The 17,862-nt window shown below is 58.6% G+C and carries 20 protein-coding genes and 1 tRNA gene; 14 read left to right on the forward strand and 7 right to left on the reverse strand.

All coding sequences use genetic code 11. The features are described from left to right. Nucleotides 1–7: 7 nt before the first annotated feature. Nucleotides 8–949, reverse strand: a complete 942-nt coding sequence (locus tag QMX93_RS11890) for a folate-binding protein YgfZ (protein WP_282355988.1) — start codon at nt 947–949, stop codon at nt 8–10. Between the two features lie 150 nt (nt 950–1,099). Here QMX93_RS11890 and QMX93_RS11895 point away from each other — a divergent pair, with 150 nt between their 5' ends. Both QMX93_RS11895 and QMX93_RS11900 read left to right on the forward strand, forming a co-directional pair. Continuing rightward, nucleotides 1,100–1,354, forward strand: a complete 255-nt coding sequence (locus tag QMX93_RS11895) for a succinate dehydrogenase assembly factor 2 (protein WP_053118052.1) — start codon at nt 1,100–1,102, stop codon at nt 1,352–1,354. Beyond that, on the forward strand, nt 1,338–1,790 hold the full coding sequence (locus QMX93_RS11900; protein ID WP_282355992.1) for a protein YgfX: 453 nt from the start codon (nt 1,338–1,340) through the stop codon (nt 1,788–1,790). The genes QMX93_RS11895 and QMX93_RS11900 overlap by 17 nt, the downstream gene beginning before the upstream one ends. Here the strand turns inward: QMX93_RS11900 and nadB are convergent. Further along, nucleotides 1,759–3,375, reverse strand: a complete 1,617-nt coding sequence (nadB, locus tag QMX93_RS11905; RefSeq protein WP_212545213.1) for an L-aspartate oxidase — start codon at nt 3,373–3,375, stop codon at nt 1,759–1,761. The genes QMX93_RS11900 and nadB overlap by 32 nt on opposite strands. Nucleotides 3,376–3,933: 558 nt before the next feature. Between nadB and rpoE the strand changes: the two genes are divergently transcribed. The 4 genes from rpoE (at nt 3,934) to QMX93_RS11925 (ending at nt 7,747) form a co-directional block, all read left to right on the forward strand. After that, nucleotides 3,934–4,515 carry an RNA polymerase sigma factor RpoE gene (gene rpoE / locus QMX93_RS11910; RefSeq protein WP_003172477.1) on the forward strand — a complete coding sequence of 194 codons (582 nt, stop codon included), beginning with the start codon at nt 3,934–3,936 and terminating at the stop codon, nt 4,513–4,515. A gap of 30 nt (nt 4,516–4,545) precedes the next feature. Further along, nucleotides 4,546–5,133: an RseA family anti-sigma factor gene (locus QMX93_RS11915; RefSeq protein WP_053118059.1), complete on the forward strand. Its 588-nt coding sequence runs from the start codon at nt 4,546–4,548 to the stop codon at nt 5,131–5,133. A gap of 8 nt (nt 5,134–5,141) precedes the next feature. Next, nucleotides 5,142–6,104, forward strand: coding sequence for a MucB/RseB C-terminal domain-containing protein (locus QMX93_RS11920; RefSeq protein WP_282355996.1), 963 nt, complete (start codon nt 5,142–5,144; stop codon nt 6,102–6,104). A gap of 209 nt (nt 6,105–6,313) precedes the next feature. After that, complete coding sequence (locus tag QMX93_RS11925) at nt 6,314–7,747, forward strand: DegQ family serine endoprotease (protein WP_159814177.1); 1,434 nt, start codon at nt 6,314–6,316, stop codon at nt 7,745–7,747. An 81-nt stretch (nt 7,748–7,828) separates the two neighbouring features. Here the strand turns inward: QMX93_RS11925 and QMX93_RS11930 are convergent, their stop codons facing one another. Further along, on the reverse strand, nt 7,829–9,262 hold the full coding sequence (locus QMX93_RS11930; protein WP_282356003.1) for a M48 family metalloprotease: 1,434 nt from the start codon (nt 9,260–9,262) through the stop codon (nt 7,829–7,831). Nucleotides 9,263–9,360: 98 nt separating this feature from the next. Here QMX93_RS11930 and QMX93_RS11935 point away from each other — a divergent pair, with 98 nt between their 5' ends. Next, complete coding sequence (locus QMX93_RS11935; RefSeq protein WP_134178123.1) at nt 9,361–9,600, forward strand: sulfurtransferase TusA family protein; 240 nt, start codon at nt 9,361–9,363, stop codon at nt 9,598–9,600. Between the two features lie 33 nt (nt 9,601–9,633). Continuing rightward, nucleotides 9,634–10,704: an AI-2E family transporter gene (locus QMX93_RS11940; protein WP_282356012.1), complete on the forward strand. Its 1,071-nt coding sequence runs from the start codon at nt 9,634–9,636 to the stop codon at nt 10,702–10,704. A 108-nt stretch (nt 10,705–10,812) separates the two neighbouring features. Here QMX93_RS11940 and QMX93_RS11945 read toward each other — a convergent pair whose 3' ends face one another. Both QMX93_RS11945 and QMX93_RS11950 read right to left on the reverse strand, forming a co-directional pair. Beyond that, the gene (locus tag QMX93_RS11945) at nt 10,813–11,286 is read right to left on the reverse strand and encodes a peroxiredoxin (RefSeq protein WP_282356014.1); all 474 of its coding nucleotides are present in this window, start codon (nt 11,284–11,286) and stop codon (nt 10,813–10,815) included. A 10-nt stretch (nt 11,287–11,296) separates the two neighbouring features. Beyond that, entirely contained in the window at nt 11,297–11,857 is a 561-nt protein-coding gene (locus tag QMX93_RS11950; RefSeq protein ID WP_053118073.1) for a glycine cleavage system protein R, read from the reverse strand. 327 nt (nt 11,858–12,184) lie between these two features. Between QMX93_RS11950 and dapA the strand changes: the two genes are divergently transcribed. The 5 genes from dapA to QMX93_RS11975 all read left to right on the forward strand — a co-directional run bounded on the left by dapA (nt 12,185) and on the right by QMX93_RS11975 (nt 15,879). Further along, nucleotides 12,185–13,063: a 4-hydroxy-tetrahydrodipicolinate synthase gene (gene dapA / locus QMX93_RS11955; protein WP_282356018.1), complete on the forward strand. Its 879-nt coding sequence runs from the start codon at nt 12,185–12,187 to the stop codon at nt 13,061–13,063. Between the two features lie 17 nt (nt 13,064–13,080). Then, entirely contained in the window at nt 13,081–14,196 is a 1,116-nt protein-coding gene (gene bamC / locus QMX93_RS11960; protein WP_053118076.1) for an outer membrane protein assembly factor BamC, read from the forward strand. Nucleotides 14,197–14,202: 6 nt separating this feature from the next. Further along, nucleotides 14,203–14,964, forward strand: coding sequence for an MBL fold metallo-hydrolase (locus QMX93_RS11965; RefSeq protein WP_159814173.1), 762 nt, complete (start codon nt 14,203–14,205; stop codon nt 14,962–14,964). A 28-nt stretch (nt 14,965–14,992) separates the two neighbouring features. Then, nucleotides 14,993–15,706, forward strand: coding sequence for a phosphoribosylaminoimidazolesuccinocarboxamide synthase (gene purC / locus QMX93_RS11970; protein WP_077571533.1), 714 nt, complete (start codon nt 14,993–14,995; stop codon nt 15,704–15,706). 83 nt (nt 15,707–15,789) lie between these two features. Beyond that, a tRNA-Ser gene (locus QMX93_RS11975) sits at nt 15,790–15,879 on the forward strand. Nucleotides 15,880–16,029: 150 nt separating this feature from the next. Here the strand turns inward: QMX93_RS11975 and QMX93_RS11980 are convergent. Then, nucleotides 16,030–16,236: a hypothetical protein gene (locus QMX93_RS11980; protein WP_053118083.1), complete on the reverse strand. Its 207-nt coding sequence runs from the start codon at nt 16,234–16,236 to the stop codon at nt 16,030–16,032. Between the two features lie 154 nt (nt 16,237–16,390). Continuing rightward, complete coding sequence (locus QMX93_RS11985) at nt 16,391–16,582, reverse strand: DUF1508 domain-containing protein (protein ID WP_053118085.1); 192 nt, start codon at nt 16,580–16,582, stop codon at nt 16,391–16,393. A gap of 237 nt (nt 16,583–16,819) precedes the next feature. On the opposite strand from QMX93_RS11985, the gene QMX93_RS11990 reads away from it, so the two are divergent. Further along, nucleotides 16,820–17,740, forward strand: coding sequence for a LysR substrate-binding domain-containing protein (locus QMX93_RS11990; protein WP_053118087.1), 921 nt, complete (start codon nt 16,820–16,822; stop codon nt 17,738–17,740). Nucleotides 17,741–17,862: the final 122 nt, after the last annotated feature.

The following is a 17,862-nucleotide window of genomic DNA, read 5'->3' on the forward strand; positions in this document are numbered from 1 at the left end:
GCTGCGATCAACGCTGGATTTCGCGGTCGCGATCCAGTTCGTAGGGCAAATCGAGCACTTGCAACGCAGGCCCTTCAAGGCTGCCCAGATGCAGATCGCCCGCTTCGGCAGCTTCGGCCTGCAGCACCGCCAGGAGTTCAATGTTTTGCTCGGCGTTGGCGGCCAGCACCACTTCACCGATGGAGCTGTTGTGGCTTGGCGCGAACAGCTGTGTGCCGGGCTCTGGCAGTTCGCTCGCGTCTAGACTCAAGCGATACAGGCGACGTTTGAGTTTGCCGAGGTACTGCATGCGCGCGACGATTTCCTGGCCGGTGTAGCAGCCTTTCTTGAAGCTCACCCCACCGACGGCTTGCAGATTGAGCATCTGCGGAATGAACAGCTCACGGGTGCTCGGCATGACCTGACCGATGCCGGCGCGGATCTGGCCCAGCAGCCATTGATTCAATGCGGATTCTGGCAGTGCGGCGGACAGTCTGGATTTGATCGCATCGGCTTGATCGGCCGGTACCCACAGTTCGGCGCGATCCGGCGAGACGCGAATCGCAATCAACCCTTCGTTGCGCACGACGCTGTCGGTTTCTGCCGGCAAGTCCAGACCAAGGCTGTTCAGGGCGGCGTCAGCGTGCGCCAGACCAAAACGCACCCAGGCGGCGCTTTCGTCGGTCAGTTTCGATTTGGAGAACACCGCGTATTTTTTCAGATCGGCCAATTGCGGCTCGAGCAACTCGCTGGCCATCGCCAGCACCACGCCGTCACCTTCGAGCAGAATGCGGAAACTCGACTGCATCCGGCCTTTCTGCGTGCAGCGCGCGCCAAGGCTGGCCTTGGTGTCACTGAGGTAATTGAGGTTGCAGGTCAGCTGGCCTTGCAGGAATTTTCCGGCATCCGCGCCGCGAACCGCGAGAACGCCTTCATGAGACAGGGTGCAGAAAAAAGCAGAATCGGCCATGGGTCTTCGCAGGGTAAAAAGTCTGGGGCACATCATAAGGGTGCGTTGTTGAAATGGGTAGTTGATAAAGGATCGGTGGTGCCCGACCAAAGCCGACTGTGCGACCCGCTTGGGGGCTGTATACTTGCCGCCAAATTTGAGGAGGGCCCCATGGTCGAACAAGTTGAACTGAATCGCCTCTTTTGGCACAGCCGTCGCGGCATGCTTGAGCTTGACGTGTTGCTGGTGCCGTTCGTGAAGGAGGTCTACGCGACGTTGAATCAGGTGGATCGCGATCTGTATGTGCGTCTGCTGACGTGCGAGGATCAGGACATGTTCGGCTGGTTCATGGAGCGCAGCGAGTCTGAAGATCCGGAATTGCAGCGCATGGTTCGCATGATCCTGGATCGTGTCCAGCCCAAGTAATACGTTCGAATGCCGCTGGCATGCCTCACGGCAGTTGCTGGCGGCGTATCTGTTGGCCCAGGCGTTCGCACTGGGTGCTTTGTTTCTTCTATCTATTCCACTCTGGGCCAGTCTGCTCGGGGCTTCTGCTTGTCTGCTGCATGGCGTTTGGGTGTTGCCACGGCAGATTCTGCTGAGTCATCCACGAGCATTCTGCGGATTGCGCCGTGATGCCGATGGCTGGCAATTGTGGAATCAGGCGGCTGGCTGGCAGGCGGTGCAACTGCGCCCGGACAGTCTGGCGCTGCCATTGATCGTGGTGCTGCGCTTTCGTTTGCGCGGCGAGTGGCGGGTCAGATCGATCTGTGTGCCACGGGACTCGCAGGTCGCCGATGTGCATCGACGCCTGCGAGTGCGGCTCAAGTTCAGCCGGCGTAGGTGGGCGGTATCAGAATAGTGTCGAGCGCTTCGGGCAGCAGGTTCGGGTAGTCGAGGGTGTAATGCAGACCGCGACTTTCCTTGCGCTCCATGGCTGAGCTGATCATCAGTTCAGCTACTTGAGCAAGGTTGCGCAGCTCGATCAGGTCGCGGCTGACTTTATAGTTGCTGTAGAACTCGTCGATCTCGTCCAGCAGCAAACGCACGCGGTGCTGCGCCCGTTGCAGGCGCTTGTTGGTGCGCACGATGCCAACGTAGTCCCACATGAACCGGCGCAGCTCATCCCAGTTGTGCGCAATGATCACGTCTTCGTCGGAGTCAGTGACCTGGCTGGCATCCCAGACGGGCAGGGCGCTTGGTGCATCGATATCGTCGAGTTGCGCAAGAATGTCCGCCGCCGCCGAACGGGCATAGACGAAGCACTCCAGCAGCGAGTTGCTGGCCATGCGGTTGGCGCCGTGCAGGCCGGTGAAACTGGTTTCGCCGATCGCATACAAACCCGGCACATCGGTGCGGCCTTGCTGATCGACCATCACGCCGCCACAGGTGTAATGCGCGGCGGGGACGACCGGGATGGGCTGTTTAGTGATGTCGATGCCGAAACCGAGGCAGCGCTCATACACAGTCGGGAAGTGCGTTTTGATGAACTCTTCGGGTTTGTGGCTGATGTCGAGATAGACGCAGTCGACGCCCAGACGCTTCATTTCATGGTCGATGGCGCGGGCGACGATGTCGCGCGGGGCCAGTTCGGCGCGTTTGTCGAAGCGATACATGAAGCGTTCGCCGTTGGGCAGCTTCAGATGAGCGCCTTCGCCACGCAGGGCTTCGGTAATAAGGAAGCTTTTCGCTTGCGGGTGATACAGGCAGGTCGGGTGAAACTGGTTGAATTCCAGATTCGCCACGCGGCAGCCCGAACGCCAGGCCATGGCGATGCCGTCGCCGCAAGCGCCGTCAGGGTTACTGGTATAGAGGTAGACCTTGGCGGCGCCGCCCGACGCGAGGATCACGAATCGTGCGCCGTAGGTGTCGACTTCGCCAGTCTTGCGGTTCAGCACATAGGCGCCGAGGCAACGATCGCCGTCCATGCCCAAGCGGCGTTCGGTAATCAGATCAACGGCAACGCGCTGTTCGAGCAGTTCGATGTTCGAGCGCTCTTTGGCTTGGGCCAGCAGGGTTTTGAAGATGGCTGCACCGGTGGCATCAGCGGCATGAATGATGCGCCGATGGCTGTGGCCGCCTTCGCGGGTCAGGTGAAATTCAAATCCACCGTCTTCAGTACCGGACTGTTCGTCGCGGGTGAATGGCACACCTTGGTCGATCAGCCACTGAATGGCTTCACGGCTGTGTTCGACGGTGAAACGCACGGCGTCTTCGTGGCACAGACCGCCGCCAGCATTCAGGGTGTCGTCGACGTGGGATTCGACAGTATCGGTATCGTCCAGCACGGCGGCAACGCCACCCTGGGCCCAGAAGGTCGAACCGTTGGCGAGATCGCCCTTGCTCAATACGGCAATGCGCAAATGACCCGGCAGGGTCAGCGCGAGACTCAAACCGGCAGCGCCGCTGCCAATGACCAGAACATCATGTTGGAATTGTTGGCTCATTACAGGATTCCGCTCAAAGCGACCCGGGTCGGGGGTGGCGCGATTCGCCTGGATCGGCGAGTCAAGTCAGCCACACAGCCCACTAGTATATAGAGGGGTGGGGCGGCACAATAGCCGGGCCTATATGGCATTGTGAAACTACTGTGACGGGAAAAACCGGGTGCTTCGTCGGAAGTTTTTTTCGCCGGTTTTGGGAAAAGACGACTGTATCGGCGCTGAAACAGCCTTTTTCCGCCCAGGGTTGCCCAATGTCGGGTGGGTACGGCTATAAATAATTGGAACTTTTGCCAAAGGCCCAAGATCAATAGTCGGTGCCAGAAACAAGGGACGTGTCGGCTTCAGTGCGGAATCTGCGGTTGGATTCCTGCCCGGCGAAACCGATAACAAGATTATTCGCGCAGCCGGTTCATCCCGTGCTGCGTTTTTCGTGCGTGCCAAATCAGAGCCCGCAGGAAACTTGCCTGGAGGGGGAGAACTTTTGCGAAAAGCCCGAGTCTATGTTTGCAAGTCTGGTCGTTTAGTTATGCAAGTCTCCTTCGGGCTTATCGAGGAGTGTTCATGCTAACCCAGGAAGAGGATCAGCAGCTGGTCGAGCGCGTTCAACGCGGCGACAAGCGAGCTTTCGATCTGTTGGTGCTGAAATATCAGCACAAGATTCTCGGGTTGATCGTGCGTTTTGTGCACGACACCCATGAAGCCCAGGACGTGGCTCAGGAAGCCTTTATCAAGGCGTATCGAGCACTTGGAAACTTTCGCGGCGACAGTGCGTTTTATACGTGGCTGTACCGTATTGCCATTAACACGGCAAAGAACTACCTGGTTTCTCGCGGCCGTCGGCCGCCAGATAGCGATGTAAGTTCAGAGGATGCGGAGTTCTACGACGGCGATCACGGCCTCAAGGATCTCGAATCACCAGAACGTGCGTTGCTGCGGGATGAGATCGAAGGCACCGTCCATCGAACCATCCAGCAACTGCCAGAGGATTTGCGTACGGCGTTAACTTTACGTGAATTCGATGGTCTGAGTTACGAGGACATTGCGAGCGTCATGCAGTGTCCGGTGGGTACCGTGCGCTCCCGGATTTTCCGCGCTCGGGAGGCCATCGATAAAGCCCTGCAGCCGTTGTTGCAGGAAAACTGAGACAGCGGCGATAGCCAAGAGAGGAACGCCATGAGTCGTGAAGCCCTGCAGGAATCGCTGTCCGCAGTGATGGATAACGAAGCGGACGAACTGGAATTGCGTCGAGTGATTAATGCACTTGATGACGTCGAAACCCGTGAGACCTGGGCTCGTTACCAGATCGCTCGGGCAGCCATGCACAAGGATCTGCTGCTGCCACGTCTGGATATCGCTGCGGCTGTGTCTGCTGCGCTGGAAGACGAAACGGCTCCGGCCAAAGTATCCCGCAGCCCATGGCGCAACCTTGGCCGTCTGGCTGTTGCAGCCTCGGTAACTGTTGCCGTTCTGGCCGGTGTTCGCCTGTACAACCAGGACGAAATCGCTGGTGTTGAACTGGCTCAGCAAAGCAACCAGACAACCCTGGCCACCCCTCAGGTGAAAGGCCCGGCTGTTCTGGCAGGCTACAGCGAGAGCTCGGAAGCCACTGGCCCTATGGCCAACGGCGTACTGCAAGGTCAGCCAGGCTGGCACGATCAGCGTCTGCCAGGTTACCTGCGTCAGCACGCTCAGCAGGCTGCATTGAAAGGTACTGAAAGCGCGCTGCCATACGCACGTGCCGCAAGCCTGGAAAACCGTTAAGGAGGATCATGCGCGCCATACCTCTACTTTCGCTTCTGCTCAGTGGCTGGTTCATTGTTCCAGCCAATGCCGATGAGGCCCAGGACTGGTTGACCCGTCTGGGCCAGGCCGAGCAGCAGCAAAGCTTTCACGGTACTTTTGTTTACGAGCGTAACGGTAGTTTTTCTACCCACAACATCTGGCATCGCGTCCAGAACGGTCAAGTCCGCGAGCGTTTGCTTCAGCTCGACGGCTCGGCTCAGGAAGTCGTGCGCATTGATGGACACACTCAATGCGTCAGCGGCACCCTGATCGCGGGGCTGGGGGACTCTCCCAACTCGACCGCTCGTGCCCTGGATCCTAAAAAGCTGAAAAACTGGTATGACCTTGCTGTCATCGGCAAGTCGCGCGTGGCCGGTCGCGATGCAGTGATCGTTTCACTGACGCCTCGCGATCAGCACCGTTACGGTTTTGAATTGCATCTGGATAAACAGACGGGCCTGCCGCTCAAGTCATTGCTGTTGAATGACAAGGGCCAGTTGCTCGAACGTTTCCAGTTCACCAGTCTCGATACCGACGAAGTCCCGTCCGACAAAGACTTGCAAGCCGATGCCGGTTGCAAGGCTGTGACGCTGGACAGCGACAAGGCCTCCGCCGTCAAGACCGCCCAGGTCTGGCGTTCGGACTGGTTGCCGCCCGGTTTCGAACTGACCAGCAGCACCTCGCACAAAGATCCGCAAACCAAAACACAGGTCAACAGCCTGATGTATGACGATGGCCTGGCACGTTTTTCGGTGTTCCTTGAACCGTTGAACGGCGCGACCGTCACCGACACCCGGACTCAACTGGGCCCGACCGTTGCCGTTTCCCGTCGCCTGACTACACCCGAAGGCGAAATGATGGTGACCGTGGTTGGCGAGATTCCAATCGGCACCGCCGAACGGATCGCCTTGTCGATGCGAAACGACAGTGCCGCCACCAGCAAGCAGTGAGCTGATTCCAGTCACTACCACTTCTTCGTCGAGACGGGGATGAAATGTTTGCTGAGCATTTTCATTTGCAAATAACCCGAAAATTTTTTATAGGTCAGAGCCTCACGGCTCTGGCCTTGTTGTTGTTCCTGGAATAAAAGCGCCAGCTTGTGGTTGCCGGTGATTCTTGTTCCATATCGCTTAAACCTGCTCGTCGTAACGGGAGCTGTATGTCGATACCTAGCTTGAAATCTTATCTGTCCATTTTCGCCACCGTGCTGTTGCTCGGTCAGGCAGTGCCTGCTGCGCAAGCGGCCGACTTGCCGGACTTCACGCAACTGGTCGAACAAGCGTCGCCGGCTGTGGTGAACATCAGTACCACGCAGAAACTGCCGGATCGCAAAGTGAACCAGCAGATGCCGGATCTGGAAGGCTTGCCGCCGATGCTGCGCGAGTTCTTCGAGCGCGGCATGCCGCCTCAGCAGCGCTCGCCGGGCGGTGGTGGTCGTCAGCGTGAAGCGACGTCGCTGGGCTCGGGCTTCATCATCTCTCCGGATGGCTACATCCTGACCAACAACCATGTGATCGCTGATGCAGACGAAATTCTCGTGCGTCTGGCTGATCGCAGCGAAATGAAAGCCAAGCTGATCGGCACCGACCCGCGTTCCGACGTGGCCCTGCTGAAAATCGAAGGCAAAGACCTGCCAGTACTCAAACTCGGCAAATCCCAGGATCTGAAAGCCGGCCAGTGGGTTGTCGCGATCGGTTCGCCATTCGGCTTTGACCACACCGTGACCCAAGGCATCGTCAGCGCCGTCGGCCGCAGCCTGCCGAACGAAAACTACGTGCCGTTCATCCAGACCGACGTGCCGATCAACCCGGGCAACTCCGGTGGCCCGCTGTTCAACCTGAACGGTGAAGTGGTCGGCATCAACTCGCAGATCTACACCCGTTCCGGTGGCTTCATGGGCGTGTCGTTCGCCATCCCGATCGATGTGGCGATGGATGTTTCCAATCAGCTGAAAAGCGGCGGCAAAGTCAGCCGTGGCTGGTTGGGTGTGGTCATCCAGGAAGTGAACAAGGATCTGGCCGAGTCGTTCGGTCTGGAAAAACCGGCCGGTGCGCTGGTTGCACAGATTCAGGATGACGGCCCGGCAGCCAAGGGCGGCCTGCAAGTCGGCGACGTGATTCTGAGCATGAACGGTCAGCCGATCGTTATGTCCGCTGACCTGCCGCACCTGGTCGGCGCACTGAAGGCTGGCGCCAAAGCCAATCTGGAAGTGATTCGTGAAGGCAAGCGCAAGAACGTCGAACTGACTGTTGGCGCTATCCCGGACGAAGACAAAGAACTGGATGCACTGCCGAAGTCCGGCGCTGAAACCACCAGCAACCGTCTCGGTGTTGCCGTGGGCGAGCTGACCGCCGAGCAGAAGAAAACCTACGACCTCAAAGGTGGTGTGGTGATCAAGGAGGTGCAGGACGGCCCGGCTGCCCTGATCGGTCTGCAACCGGGTGACGTCATCACGCACCTGAACAACCAGGCCATCGGCTCCACCAAGGAGTTCGGCGAGATCGCCAAAGCGTTGCCGAAGAATCGTTCGGTGTCGATGCGCGTTCTGCGTCAGGGTCGTGCGAGCTTCATCACCTTCAAACTGGCTGAATAAGCCAGCGGCAAGGTAAAAAAGAAACCGCCTCGAAAGAGGCGGTTTTTTTGTGTCTGCAGGTTTTGTGTCGCTGGATGAAACTCAGCCCATCATGTCCTTGATCATGCGCTCCTGCTCCATCAGCTCGCGCTGACGGGCATCGATGCGTGACGACAACGGGAAGTTGTTGCCGGCCTTGCGCTTGGCAAAGTCGAGCTGCTGAATCGCCTGGCGGTAATCGCCAACCAGCGCGAAGTATTCGGCGCGAGCCTGATGCAAACCGATGATGTTGCCGGACAAACCACGGGTCTCGGCAACCTGGTACCAGACGTCCGGATCGTTCGGGCGCGACTTCAACAGACCTTCCAGTGCTTTCTCGGCATCGGCAGAGCGATTCTGCTTCAACAGTAAATCTACGCGAACCTGATTCAGCGGATAGTTGCCCGGATACTGCGTGAGCATGCGGTCAACACGCGATTGCGCGTCAGGCAGGCGATTGTTGGTGATGTCCAGATCAACCTGCGCGAGGTTGTAGATGATCTCGTTCGGCGATTTAGTCAGCAGTTGTTTCAGATTCTCGCGAGCCTCATTCAACTGTCCACCCTTGATCTGCGCGATGGCCAGACCGTAGCGCGCCACATCGTTTTTCGGGTTTTCGTCCAGCTGCGCGCGGAAACGCTTGGCGCCAAGGCCCGGGGTTTCTTCGTAGATCAACTGCACGCGCGCACGAATCAATTGATAGCGCATGGTGTCTTCGATGCCGCCCGGTTTCGCCTGTTCGGCGCGGTTGCGGGTGTCGGCGATACGCGATTCTGTCACCGGGTGAGTCAGCAGAAATTCGGGTGGCTTGGCGTCGAAACGGTACTGACGCATCAAGCGTTCGAACATTGTCGGCATCGAGCGTGGGTCGTAACCGGCCTTTTCCAGATTGAGGATGCCGATGCGGTCGGCTTCCTGTTCGTTCTGGCGCGAGAACGTGCGTTGCGACTGAATCGCCGCTGCCTGGGTGCCGGCGATGGCCGCGATTCCGGCATCACCGCCACCGGCCGCTGCAATGACGATACCGGCCAGCAGCGCGGCCATCATCGGCACTTGCATACGCTGCGAGGCTTCGACGCCGCGCGCGAAGTGGCGTTGCGACAAGTGAGCCAATTCGTGCGCGAGTACCGAAGCGTATTCGCCCTCGGTCTGGGCATTGAGGAACAAACCACCGTTGACCCCGACCACGCCGCCCGGCGCCGCGAAGGCGTTGAGCTGCGGGCTGTTGATCAGAATGAATTCGAGGCGTCGGTCAGTGACCTGGCTGGTCTCGACCAGCTTGTACACGCTGGACTCGACGTAATCCTTGAGTTGCGGATCGTTGAGCTGCGAGACCTGGCTGCGCAACATCGCCAGCCAGGCCCGGCCGAGTTGGTATTCCTGTTGCGGTGAGACGATGGCAGAACTGGCGTCGCCGAGTGACGGCAGATCGTCGGCAAAGCCTGGTGAGGCGAGCAGGCAAGCGAGCGTCAGCAGGGTAGGGCGCAGAAAAGTCATGCACAAAGCCTTAGAAGACAAAGACCTTACTGTAGCCGGACACCGGGCTTGCGACCAGATATTCTAGGCAGCTCGACTATCTCGATCGGAGTGACGCAATGACTGACGCTGTAGCCCATGACGTGGAACTGGACGCCAGTGGCCTGAATTGTCCGTTGCCGTTGCTCAAGGCGAAAATGGAATTAAATAAACTGCAAAGCGGCGCGGTGCTCAAGGTGATCGCCACCGACGCCGGCTCGCAACGCGACTTCCGCACCTTTGCCAAATTGGCCGGTCATACGCTGCTGCTCGAAGAAGACGACGCGGGCGTTTACCGTTACTGGTTGAAAAAAGCCTGAAGCCGACAGCGTAAAACAACCTAAGGATTATTGATGTTCAAAGTGTTACGCGACTGGATTCAGCGCTACTTCTCCGACGAAGAAGCCGTGGTGCTGGCAGTGTTGCTGATTCTTGCCTTCACCGCCGTGCTCACCCTCGGCGGCATGCTCGCGCCGGTGCTGGCGGGGATGGTACTGGCGTATCTGATGCAAGGCCTGGTGGTCACGCTCGAACGCCTGCGCGTGCCGGGTGGCGTGGCCGTGGGATTGGTGTTTGCGCTGTTTATGGGCGTGTTGATGCTGTTTATTGTCGTGGTCATGCCGCTGCTCTGGCATCAGTTGATCACGCTGTTCAATGAACTGCCGGGCATGCTTGCCAAGTGGCAGTCGCTGCTGCTGTTGCTGCCGGAGCGCTATCCGCATCTGGTCTCCGACGAGCAAGTACTGCAAGCCATCGAAGCGGCGCGCGGCGAGATCGGCAAGTTCGGTCAGTGGGCGCTGACGTTTTCGCTGTCGAGTTTGCCGCTGCTGGTGAACATCATGATCTATCTGGTGCTGGTGCCGATTCTGGTGTTCTTCTTCCTTAAAGACCGGGCCATGATCGGCGAGTGGGTGCGCGGTTATCTGCCGCGTGAGCGCGCGTTGATTACGCGGGTCGCGCAGGAAATGAACCGGCAAATCGCCAATTACATTCGCGGCAAGGTCATCGAGATCGTGATTTGCGGCGGCGTGACCTACATCGCGTTCGTCGCGCTCGGGCTCAATTACGCGGCGCTGCTGGCGTTGCTGGTCGGGATTTCGGTGGTGGTGCCGTATGTGGGTGCGGTGGTGGTGACCGTGCCGGTGCTGCTGATTGCGCTGTTCCAGTGGGGCTGGAGCGATCAGTTCATCTATTTGATGGCGGTGTACGGGATCATCCAGACGCTGGATGGCAACGTGCTGGTGCCGTTGCTGTTTTCCGAGGCGGTCAACTTGCATCCGGTGGCGATTATTTGCGCGGTGCTGTTGTTTGGCGGGTTGTGGGGATTCTGGGGTGTGTTTTTTGCGATTCCGCTGGCGACGCTGTTTAAAGCAGTGTTGGATGCTTGGCCGCGCAAGGAACCGGAAGTGGCGCCGCTGCTTTAAAGCAAAAGATCGCAGCCTTCGGCAGCTCCTACAGATTCGATACCCGATCGCATATTTCGCGATGGCACGACTCCTGTAGGAGCTGCCGCAGGCTGCGATCTTTTGATCTTAGGCCTTGTTCAGTTCCTGAGCAGCAGCCAGAACAGCATCCACATGCCCCGGCACTTTCACACCGCGCCATTCCTGACGCAGCACACCGTCCTTATCAATCAGGAAGGTGCTGCGATCAACGCCCAGGTATTCCTTGCCGTACAGCTTCTTCAACTTGATCACGTCGAACAACTGGCAAACGGCTTCATCCTTGTCGCTGATCAGTTCGAACGGAAACTCCTGCTTGCACTTGAAGTTCTCGTGGGACTTCAGGCTGTCGCGGGAAATACCGAAAATCTCGGTATTGGCTGCCTGGAACGCGGCGTACTGATCACGAAAGCCCTGACCTTGAGTGGTGCAGCCCGGGGTGCTGTCCTTCGGATAGAAGTAGATCACCACTTGCTTGCCCTTGAGGGCAGACAACTTGACGGTCTGCCCGCTGGTGGCAGGTGCTTCGAAATCGGCAACCGGTTGGTCGATGACAACGGCCATTAAAGCTTCCTTACATTGGGTTCTGTGGGCGCCAAGGCTCGATCAGTGCGTCGAGATTCATTGCGTCGGAGAAATCGAGGAACTGGTCGCGCAGCCAACTGATCTGGGTGCCTGCCGGCAGGGTCACGGTGAACGTGGCGTTGAGCATGGTGCCGCCGGTCTGTGGCGCCTGATAGGTGTCGCAGGTCAGGTTTTCCAGCTCGACGTTGTGATCCATGAAGAACTGGCACAGCTCATTGATGATGTCCGGGCGATACGCTGAACTCACATAAGCCACGTACGGCAGGGCTTGTGGACGATTTTCCAGCGGCGCGCTGCGCACCACGTTGGCGGTGAAAGCGTGTTTCTTCGCCAGGCTCGGCAGACTGCCTTCGAGGCGGGCGAGGGCGTCCCAACTGCCGGTGATCTCGAGGATCAACGCGCTGCACTCGCCGTGGCGAGTCAGGCGGGAGGTGACCACGGCGCAGCGATTTTCATGGCTGGCGCGGCACAGGACGTTAGTCAGCTCCATGGGGTTGGCGCCGAGGGCACTGATGACAAGGAATTGTTCGCGAACTGTGGGGGTGGACATGCAGCATTCCTAAAGCGATGAGCGGTCGGTAGGTGACGGACGCTAGCGGCCGGGGCGCGCCTGTTCTGGCTGCCATGCAATAGACCCGGCAAGCGCTCGCGGCTCGCTCCACTATAGCGGGAGCGCGTCGATGCGACGCAGGAACGGGGTCTGGGAGGCCGAAAAGGGAGGCTGAAACCCGGCGTACAAGCTGATCGGTACCGATCAAAGTCTGAAGGGTAGCGAAAAGCGCGGCCAAGGGGAATGGCGGCAGCGCAGTACTTCGCTTGTGCAAGCATCTTGGCGCCAGTACCATTACCGCTCTCTTTTTCCGGCAGGAGCGGTTTCATGATTGCGGGCAGTATGGTGGCACTGGTCACTCCCATGGATGCACAAGGGCGTCTTGACTGGGACAGCCTCAGCAAACTCGTGGACTTCCATCTCAAGAACGGCACCCATGCCATTGTCGCGGTCGGTACTACCGGCGAGTCGGCAACCCTTGATGTAGAAGAACACATCGCCGTCATCAAAGCCGTGGTCAAACAGGTTGCCGGGCGCATTCCGGTCATCGCCGGCACTGGCGCCAATTCGACCCGTGAAGCCGTCGAGCTGACCCGCAACGCCAAAGAAGCCGGCGCCGATGCCTGCCTGCTGGTCGTTCCGTACTACAACAAGCCGACTCAGGAAGGCCTGTACCAGCACTTCAAACACATTGCTGAATCGGTCGACATTCCACAGATTCTCTACAACGTTCCGGGCCGCACCTCTTGCGACATGCAGGCCGAGACCGTGATTCGCCTGTCCACCGTGCCGAACATCATCGGTATCAAGGAAGCCACCGGCGATCTGAAACGCGCCAAAGCGATCATCAATGGTGTGAGCAAAGATTTCATCGTGCTGTCCGGCGATGATCCAACCGCCGTTGAACTGATCCTGCTGGGTGGTAAAGGCAACATTTCCGTGACCGCCAACGTCGCGCCGCGCGAAATGGCCGATCTGTGTGAGGCCGCGCTGAAAGGCGACGCCGACACCGCACGGGCCATCAACGAAAAACTGATGCCGCTGCACAAAGACCTGTTCATCGAAGCCAACCCGATTCCGGTGAAGTGGGCTTTGGTTGAAATGGGCCTGATGCACGAAGGCATCCGCTTGCCGCTGACCTGGCTGAGCACACCTTGTCATGAAACGCTGCGCTCGGCCCTGCGCCAGTGCAGCGTCCTGGTTTAATTGAGGAAGTACAACGCATGAAGCGAATGGCCGGACTTTCCGCACTTGCCTTGATTATCTCCAGCACCAGTGGCTGCGGATGGGTCTGGGGCCCGGAAGGTTATTTCCGTGACCGTGGTAGCGATTACCTGGAAGCGCAACAGACTGCACCGATGCAACTGCCACCGGATGTCAGCACCTCCAAGCGTCTGGATCCGCTGCTGCCGATCCCGCGCAACGTCGCTGATGACACCGCCAAGGGCGAATACGTGGTTCCACGTCCTCAGCCACTGTCGGCCATCGCCGATGCCACCGACTACTCGTTGCAGAAGAGCGGCGATTCGCGTTGGGTCATGGCCCAGCATCCACCGGCCGAAGTCTGGCCAGTGGCGGTGCAATTCTTCCAGGACAACGGTTTCCGTCTGGATGAACAGCGTCCGCAAACCGGCGAATTCACCACCACCTGGCAGCATTCCGACGAGCTGTCTGCGTCGATGGCCAAGCGCCTGAGCGCGGCTGGCGTCGCCACCGACAGCGAAACCCGCGTCCGTGTGCGTATCGAGCCAGGCGTGCAGCGCAACACCAGTGAAATCTACGTGGTCAGCGCCGAGCGTCCTGCCGGCAGCACCGCCGATGTCGATTTCACCAACCGCTCGGTCAACACTGGCCTGGACGCTGCGCTGGTCGACGACATGCTCGCAAGCATGAGCCGTATCTCCGAGAAGGGCGGTTCGGTGTCGATGCTCGCTTCGCGTGATTTCGATACGCCGAGCCGCGTCAGCCTCAGCGAAGACGGCAGCGGCAACCCGGTGTTGAACGTCGGTACCGATCTGGATCGTGCCTGGTCGAGCGTTGGCCGTGCACTGGAACAAGGCGAATGGCGCGTTGAAGACATCAACCGCAGCCTCGGTCTGTACTACATCAACCTGGCCGAAAAAGCCGAGAAGAAAGACGACAAGCCTGGTTTCTTCAGCAGCCTGTTCGGCAGTGCGCCGACCAAGGAAGAAGTTGAATCCCGTGCCGAGCGTTATCAGGTTCGCCTGAGCAAGGTTGGCGAGAACATTCAGGTGACCGTCGAGAAAAACATCAACACCGTCGCGCCGGCTGAAGTGGCGCGTAAAGTGCTGAGCGTGATTCAGGACAACCTGGGCTGATCAACCATGCGTTTTGCCGTTCTCGGCAGCGGTAGCCAAGGGAACGGCACGCTGATCGCCAGTGCTGATACGTATGTGCTGGTGGATTGTGGTTTTTCCCTGCGGGAAACCGAAAAACGCCTGTTGCGCCTGGGTGTGAACCCGGCGCAACTGAGCGCGATACTCGTAACCCACGAACATGCCGACCACGTGCATGGCGTGGGTTTACTGTCTCGGCGCTACAATCTGCCGGTCTACCTCAGTCGCGGCACACTGCGCGGGATGCGCAAACCGATTGAACCCGCAGGCTTGCTGGCCGGCGGCGAGCAACTGCAGATCGGTGCACTGAACATCGGGGTCATTGCCGTGGCCCACGATGCGCAGGAACCGACCCAGTATGTGTTCAGTGATCAAGAGCAGCGGCGCTTCGGCCTGCTGACCGATCTGGGTTCCTACTGCGAGCGGGTGCTGGACGGTTATCGGGATCTCGATGCGTTGATGATCGAGTCCAACCATTGTCGTGACATGCTGGCCCGTGGGCACTACCCGTACTTTCTCAAGCAGCGGGTGGGCGGCGAGCTGGGACATTTGAACAACCATCAGGCGGCTTTCCTGGTGTCCGAGTTGGGCTGGCAGGGCTTGCAACACCTTGTCCTGGCTCATCTGAGCAGCAAGAACAACATGCCGCAGCTGGCCCGGCAATGTTTTGTCGACACCCTCGGGTGCGACCCGGACTGGCTGCAACTGGCCGATCAAGATTCAGGGCTCGACTGGCGCCACATCGCCTAGCCCACCTACTTAGCAAGCGGAGCCCATCATGGAAAAACGTGAAGAACTCTACCGCGGCAAAGCCAAATCGGTTTACAAGACCGACGACGCTGACCGCTTGATCCTGCTGTTTCGCAACGACACCTCGGCGTTCGACGGCAAGCGCATCGAGCAGCTCGACCGCAAAGGCATGGTCAACAACAAGTTCAACGCCTTCATCATGCAGAAACTCGAAGCGGCCGGCATTCCGACCCAATTCGACAAACTGCTGGCCGACAACGAAGTCCTGGTGAAGAAACTCGACATGATCCCGGTCGAGTGCGTCGTGCGTAACTACGCCGCCGGCAGCCTGGTCAAGCGTCTGGGCGTCGAAGAAGGCCTGAAGCTCAATCCTTACACCTTCGAACTGTTCCTCAAGGACGACGCCAAAGGCGACCCGTTCATCAACGAATCCCACGTTGTGGCATTCGGTTGGGGCACTGCCGAGCAACTGGTTCGCATGAAAGAACTGTCGCTCAAGGTCAACGAAGTCCTGTCCAAGCTGTTCGATGACGCTGGTCTGTTGCTGGTCGACTTCAAGCTTGAATTCGGCGTGTTCAGCGACGGCTCCATCGTCCTCGGCGACGAGTTCAGCCCGGACGGCTGCCGTCTGTGGGACAAGGACACCAAGAAGAAGATGGACAAAGACCGCTTCCGTCAGGGCCTCGGTGACGTCATCGAAGCCTACGAAGAAGTCGCCAATCGTCTGGGCGTACCGCTTTAATCGACGCAAGCATCTGATAGCACGAAGAAATTTTCGAAAGAGGGTTTGCTTTCGGTAAAAGTGTTGTTATGATGCGCGCCGTTGGAGAGATGCCAGAGTGGCCGAATGGGACGGATTCGAAATCCGTTGTACCTTCACCGGTACCTAGGGTTCGAATCCCTATCTCTCCGCCATTACATAGAAAAAGCCCCGTAGATGAAAATCTACGGGGCTTTTTTGTTTGCATCGCGTTAACGAGTAAATATGAAAAAGCCCCACAGACCCAAAGCCTGTGGGGCTTTTGCATTTCTGCGGGATCTACATCACCCCGCACTTCCAGCCCGTCAAGGCTGCGAGTGGCCCAACTTGCGCTTGATCAGTTCATACACATCCTTATGCGTCGAGTTGTGCAGCGTCTTGTCCTTGCAGGCCGAGCTGAGGAAGGTTTTCACTTCTTCCTTGGCGTGCGGGTAGAGGCTGGCGACGTAGTCGGCTTCGTGTGCTTGTGTGCAGTTAAAGTGCATGTCGTCTTTCGCTTTGTCTCTGGCCATGTCTGCGGCTCCTTTTTGAGTGTGAATGATCGGGAGAAAACAGGGCCGGATGGCCCCCTGCGTTGCTGAGCGTAGGGGTGCAAACGGAGCCCGCCAGTCATTCGGTCAAAAAAGGAAGGAGCTGTAGGACGCTGCCTTTTTCCGATTCACGCGCTTAAATTTCCTTGACCGGGGTTTCGCCCTGTACCGCTTTGATCAGCTCGATCACGTGCAAGCAATCCGCTTTGTTCACGTACGATTCGCCGCTGGCGATGGTTTCGTGATTGCCCGCGCGCAGCCTCCAGCGCCATTGGCCTTTGCCGGTGGTCGGGGTGCCGCGGGATTGCCTGTAAATCTCGAAATACATTCAGTTCGCTCCATGCGATAGACGTGTGCGCCAGCCTGTGTGGCGCATCGACGCAAGCCTAGCGCAGGCGGGTTTTTTGGCTACCGGACATTTGTTTCCAATCGTTGGCGGATGTTTCTGAAAGGCACAGACCAGAGCCCTCGAACCGGTTGACGGTCAGCGGACGCATCGTGGCGATGGACGCCGCCCCCAACTGCTTTCTACACTGCCGGCAGTCTGGGGATCGGGGAGCAATGGATGAACCGCAATGAACTACGCAAGGCCGACATCAACCTGATGGTGGTGTTCGAGACCTTGATGCTGGAACGCAACGTAACCCGGGCGGCCGAGAAGCTGTTTCTTGGCCAGCCGACCATCAGTTCGGCACTCAATCGCCTGCGCACGATGCTCAACGATCCGCTGTTCATCCGCGTCGGCCATCGCATGGAACCGACGGCTCGCGCTGAAGATATTTTCCGCCACCTCAAACCGGCGCTGGATTCGCTTTCAGTGGCGTTGAGCCTGACCCGCGATTTTGATCCCGCCGTGAGCACCATGACCTTCCGTATCGGTCTGTCCGATGACGTCGAGTTCGGTCTGCTGCCACCGCTGCTGCGCGCCTTGCGTCAGGAAGCGCCGAACGTGGTGTTTGTGGTACAGCACGTCGATTACTGGCGCATTCCCGATCTGCTCGCCGCCGGTGACATCACCGTCGGCATCAGCCAGACCCGTGGCTTGCCGGCGAATGCCAAGCGCAAATTGCTGCGGCACATTCAACCGAGCATCCTGCGTGCGGATGCGTCTGACACGCCGCTGACCCTCGATGAATATTGTGCGCGGCCGCATGTGCTGGTTTCCCACACGGCGAATGTCAGTGGGTTTGCGGATGAATGGCTGGCGGAACTGGGCCGCACCCGGCAGGTGGTGCTGTCGGTGCCGCAGTACAGCGCGTTGCCGGCGTTGTTGGCGGGCACCGATCTGATCGCCAGCCTGCCGGATTACACGGCGGCAGCGATGGCCACTTCGGGGTTGCTGTTCAAAGAGCCGTTCCCGTTCAAGACGCCGACGCTGGACTTGTCGATGGTCTGGCTCAGCCACGTCGACAGCGACCCGGCCGAGCGCTGGCTGCGTTCCCGGCTGGAGCAGTTCATGAGTGAACGGCCCGTCACCGCCTTTTGATTGACAGGTAGTAGCTGCGGCACGCTGCGATCTTTTGATTTGGCATTTGAAAGATCAAAAGATCGCAGCCTCGTTTCACTCGACAGCTCCTACCGTGATAGATGGCCTTTGGCACATCGCCG

The sequence above is a fragment of the Pseudomonas sp. PS01303 genome, from assembly GCF_029959385.1.
GTDB lineage: Bacteria > Pseudomonadota > Gammaproteobacteria > Pseudomonadales > Pseudomonadaceae > Aquipseudomonas > Aquipseudomonas rustica.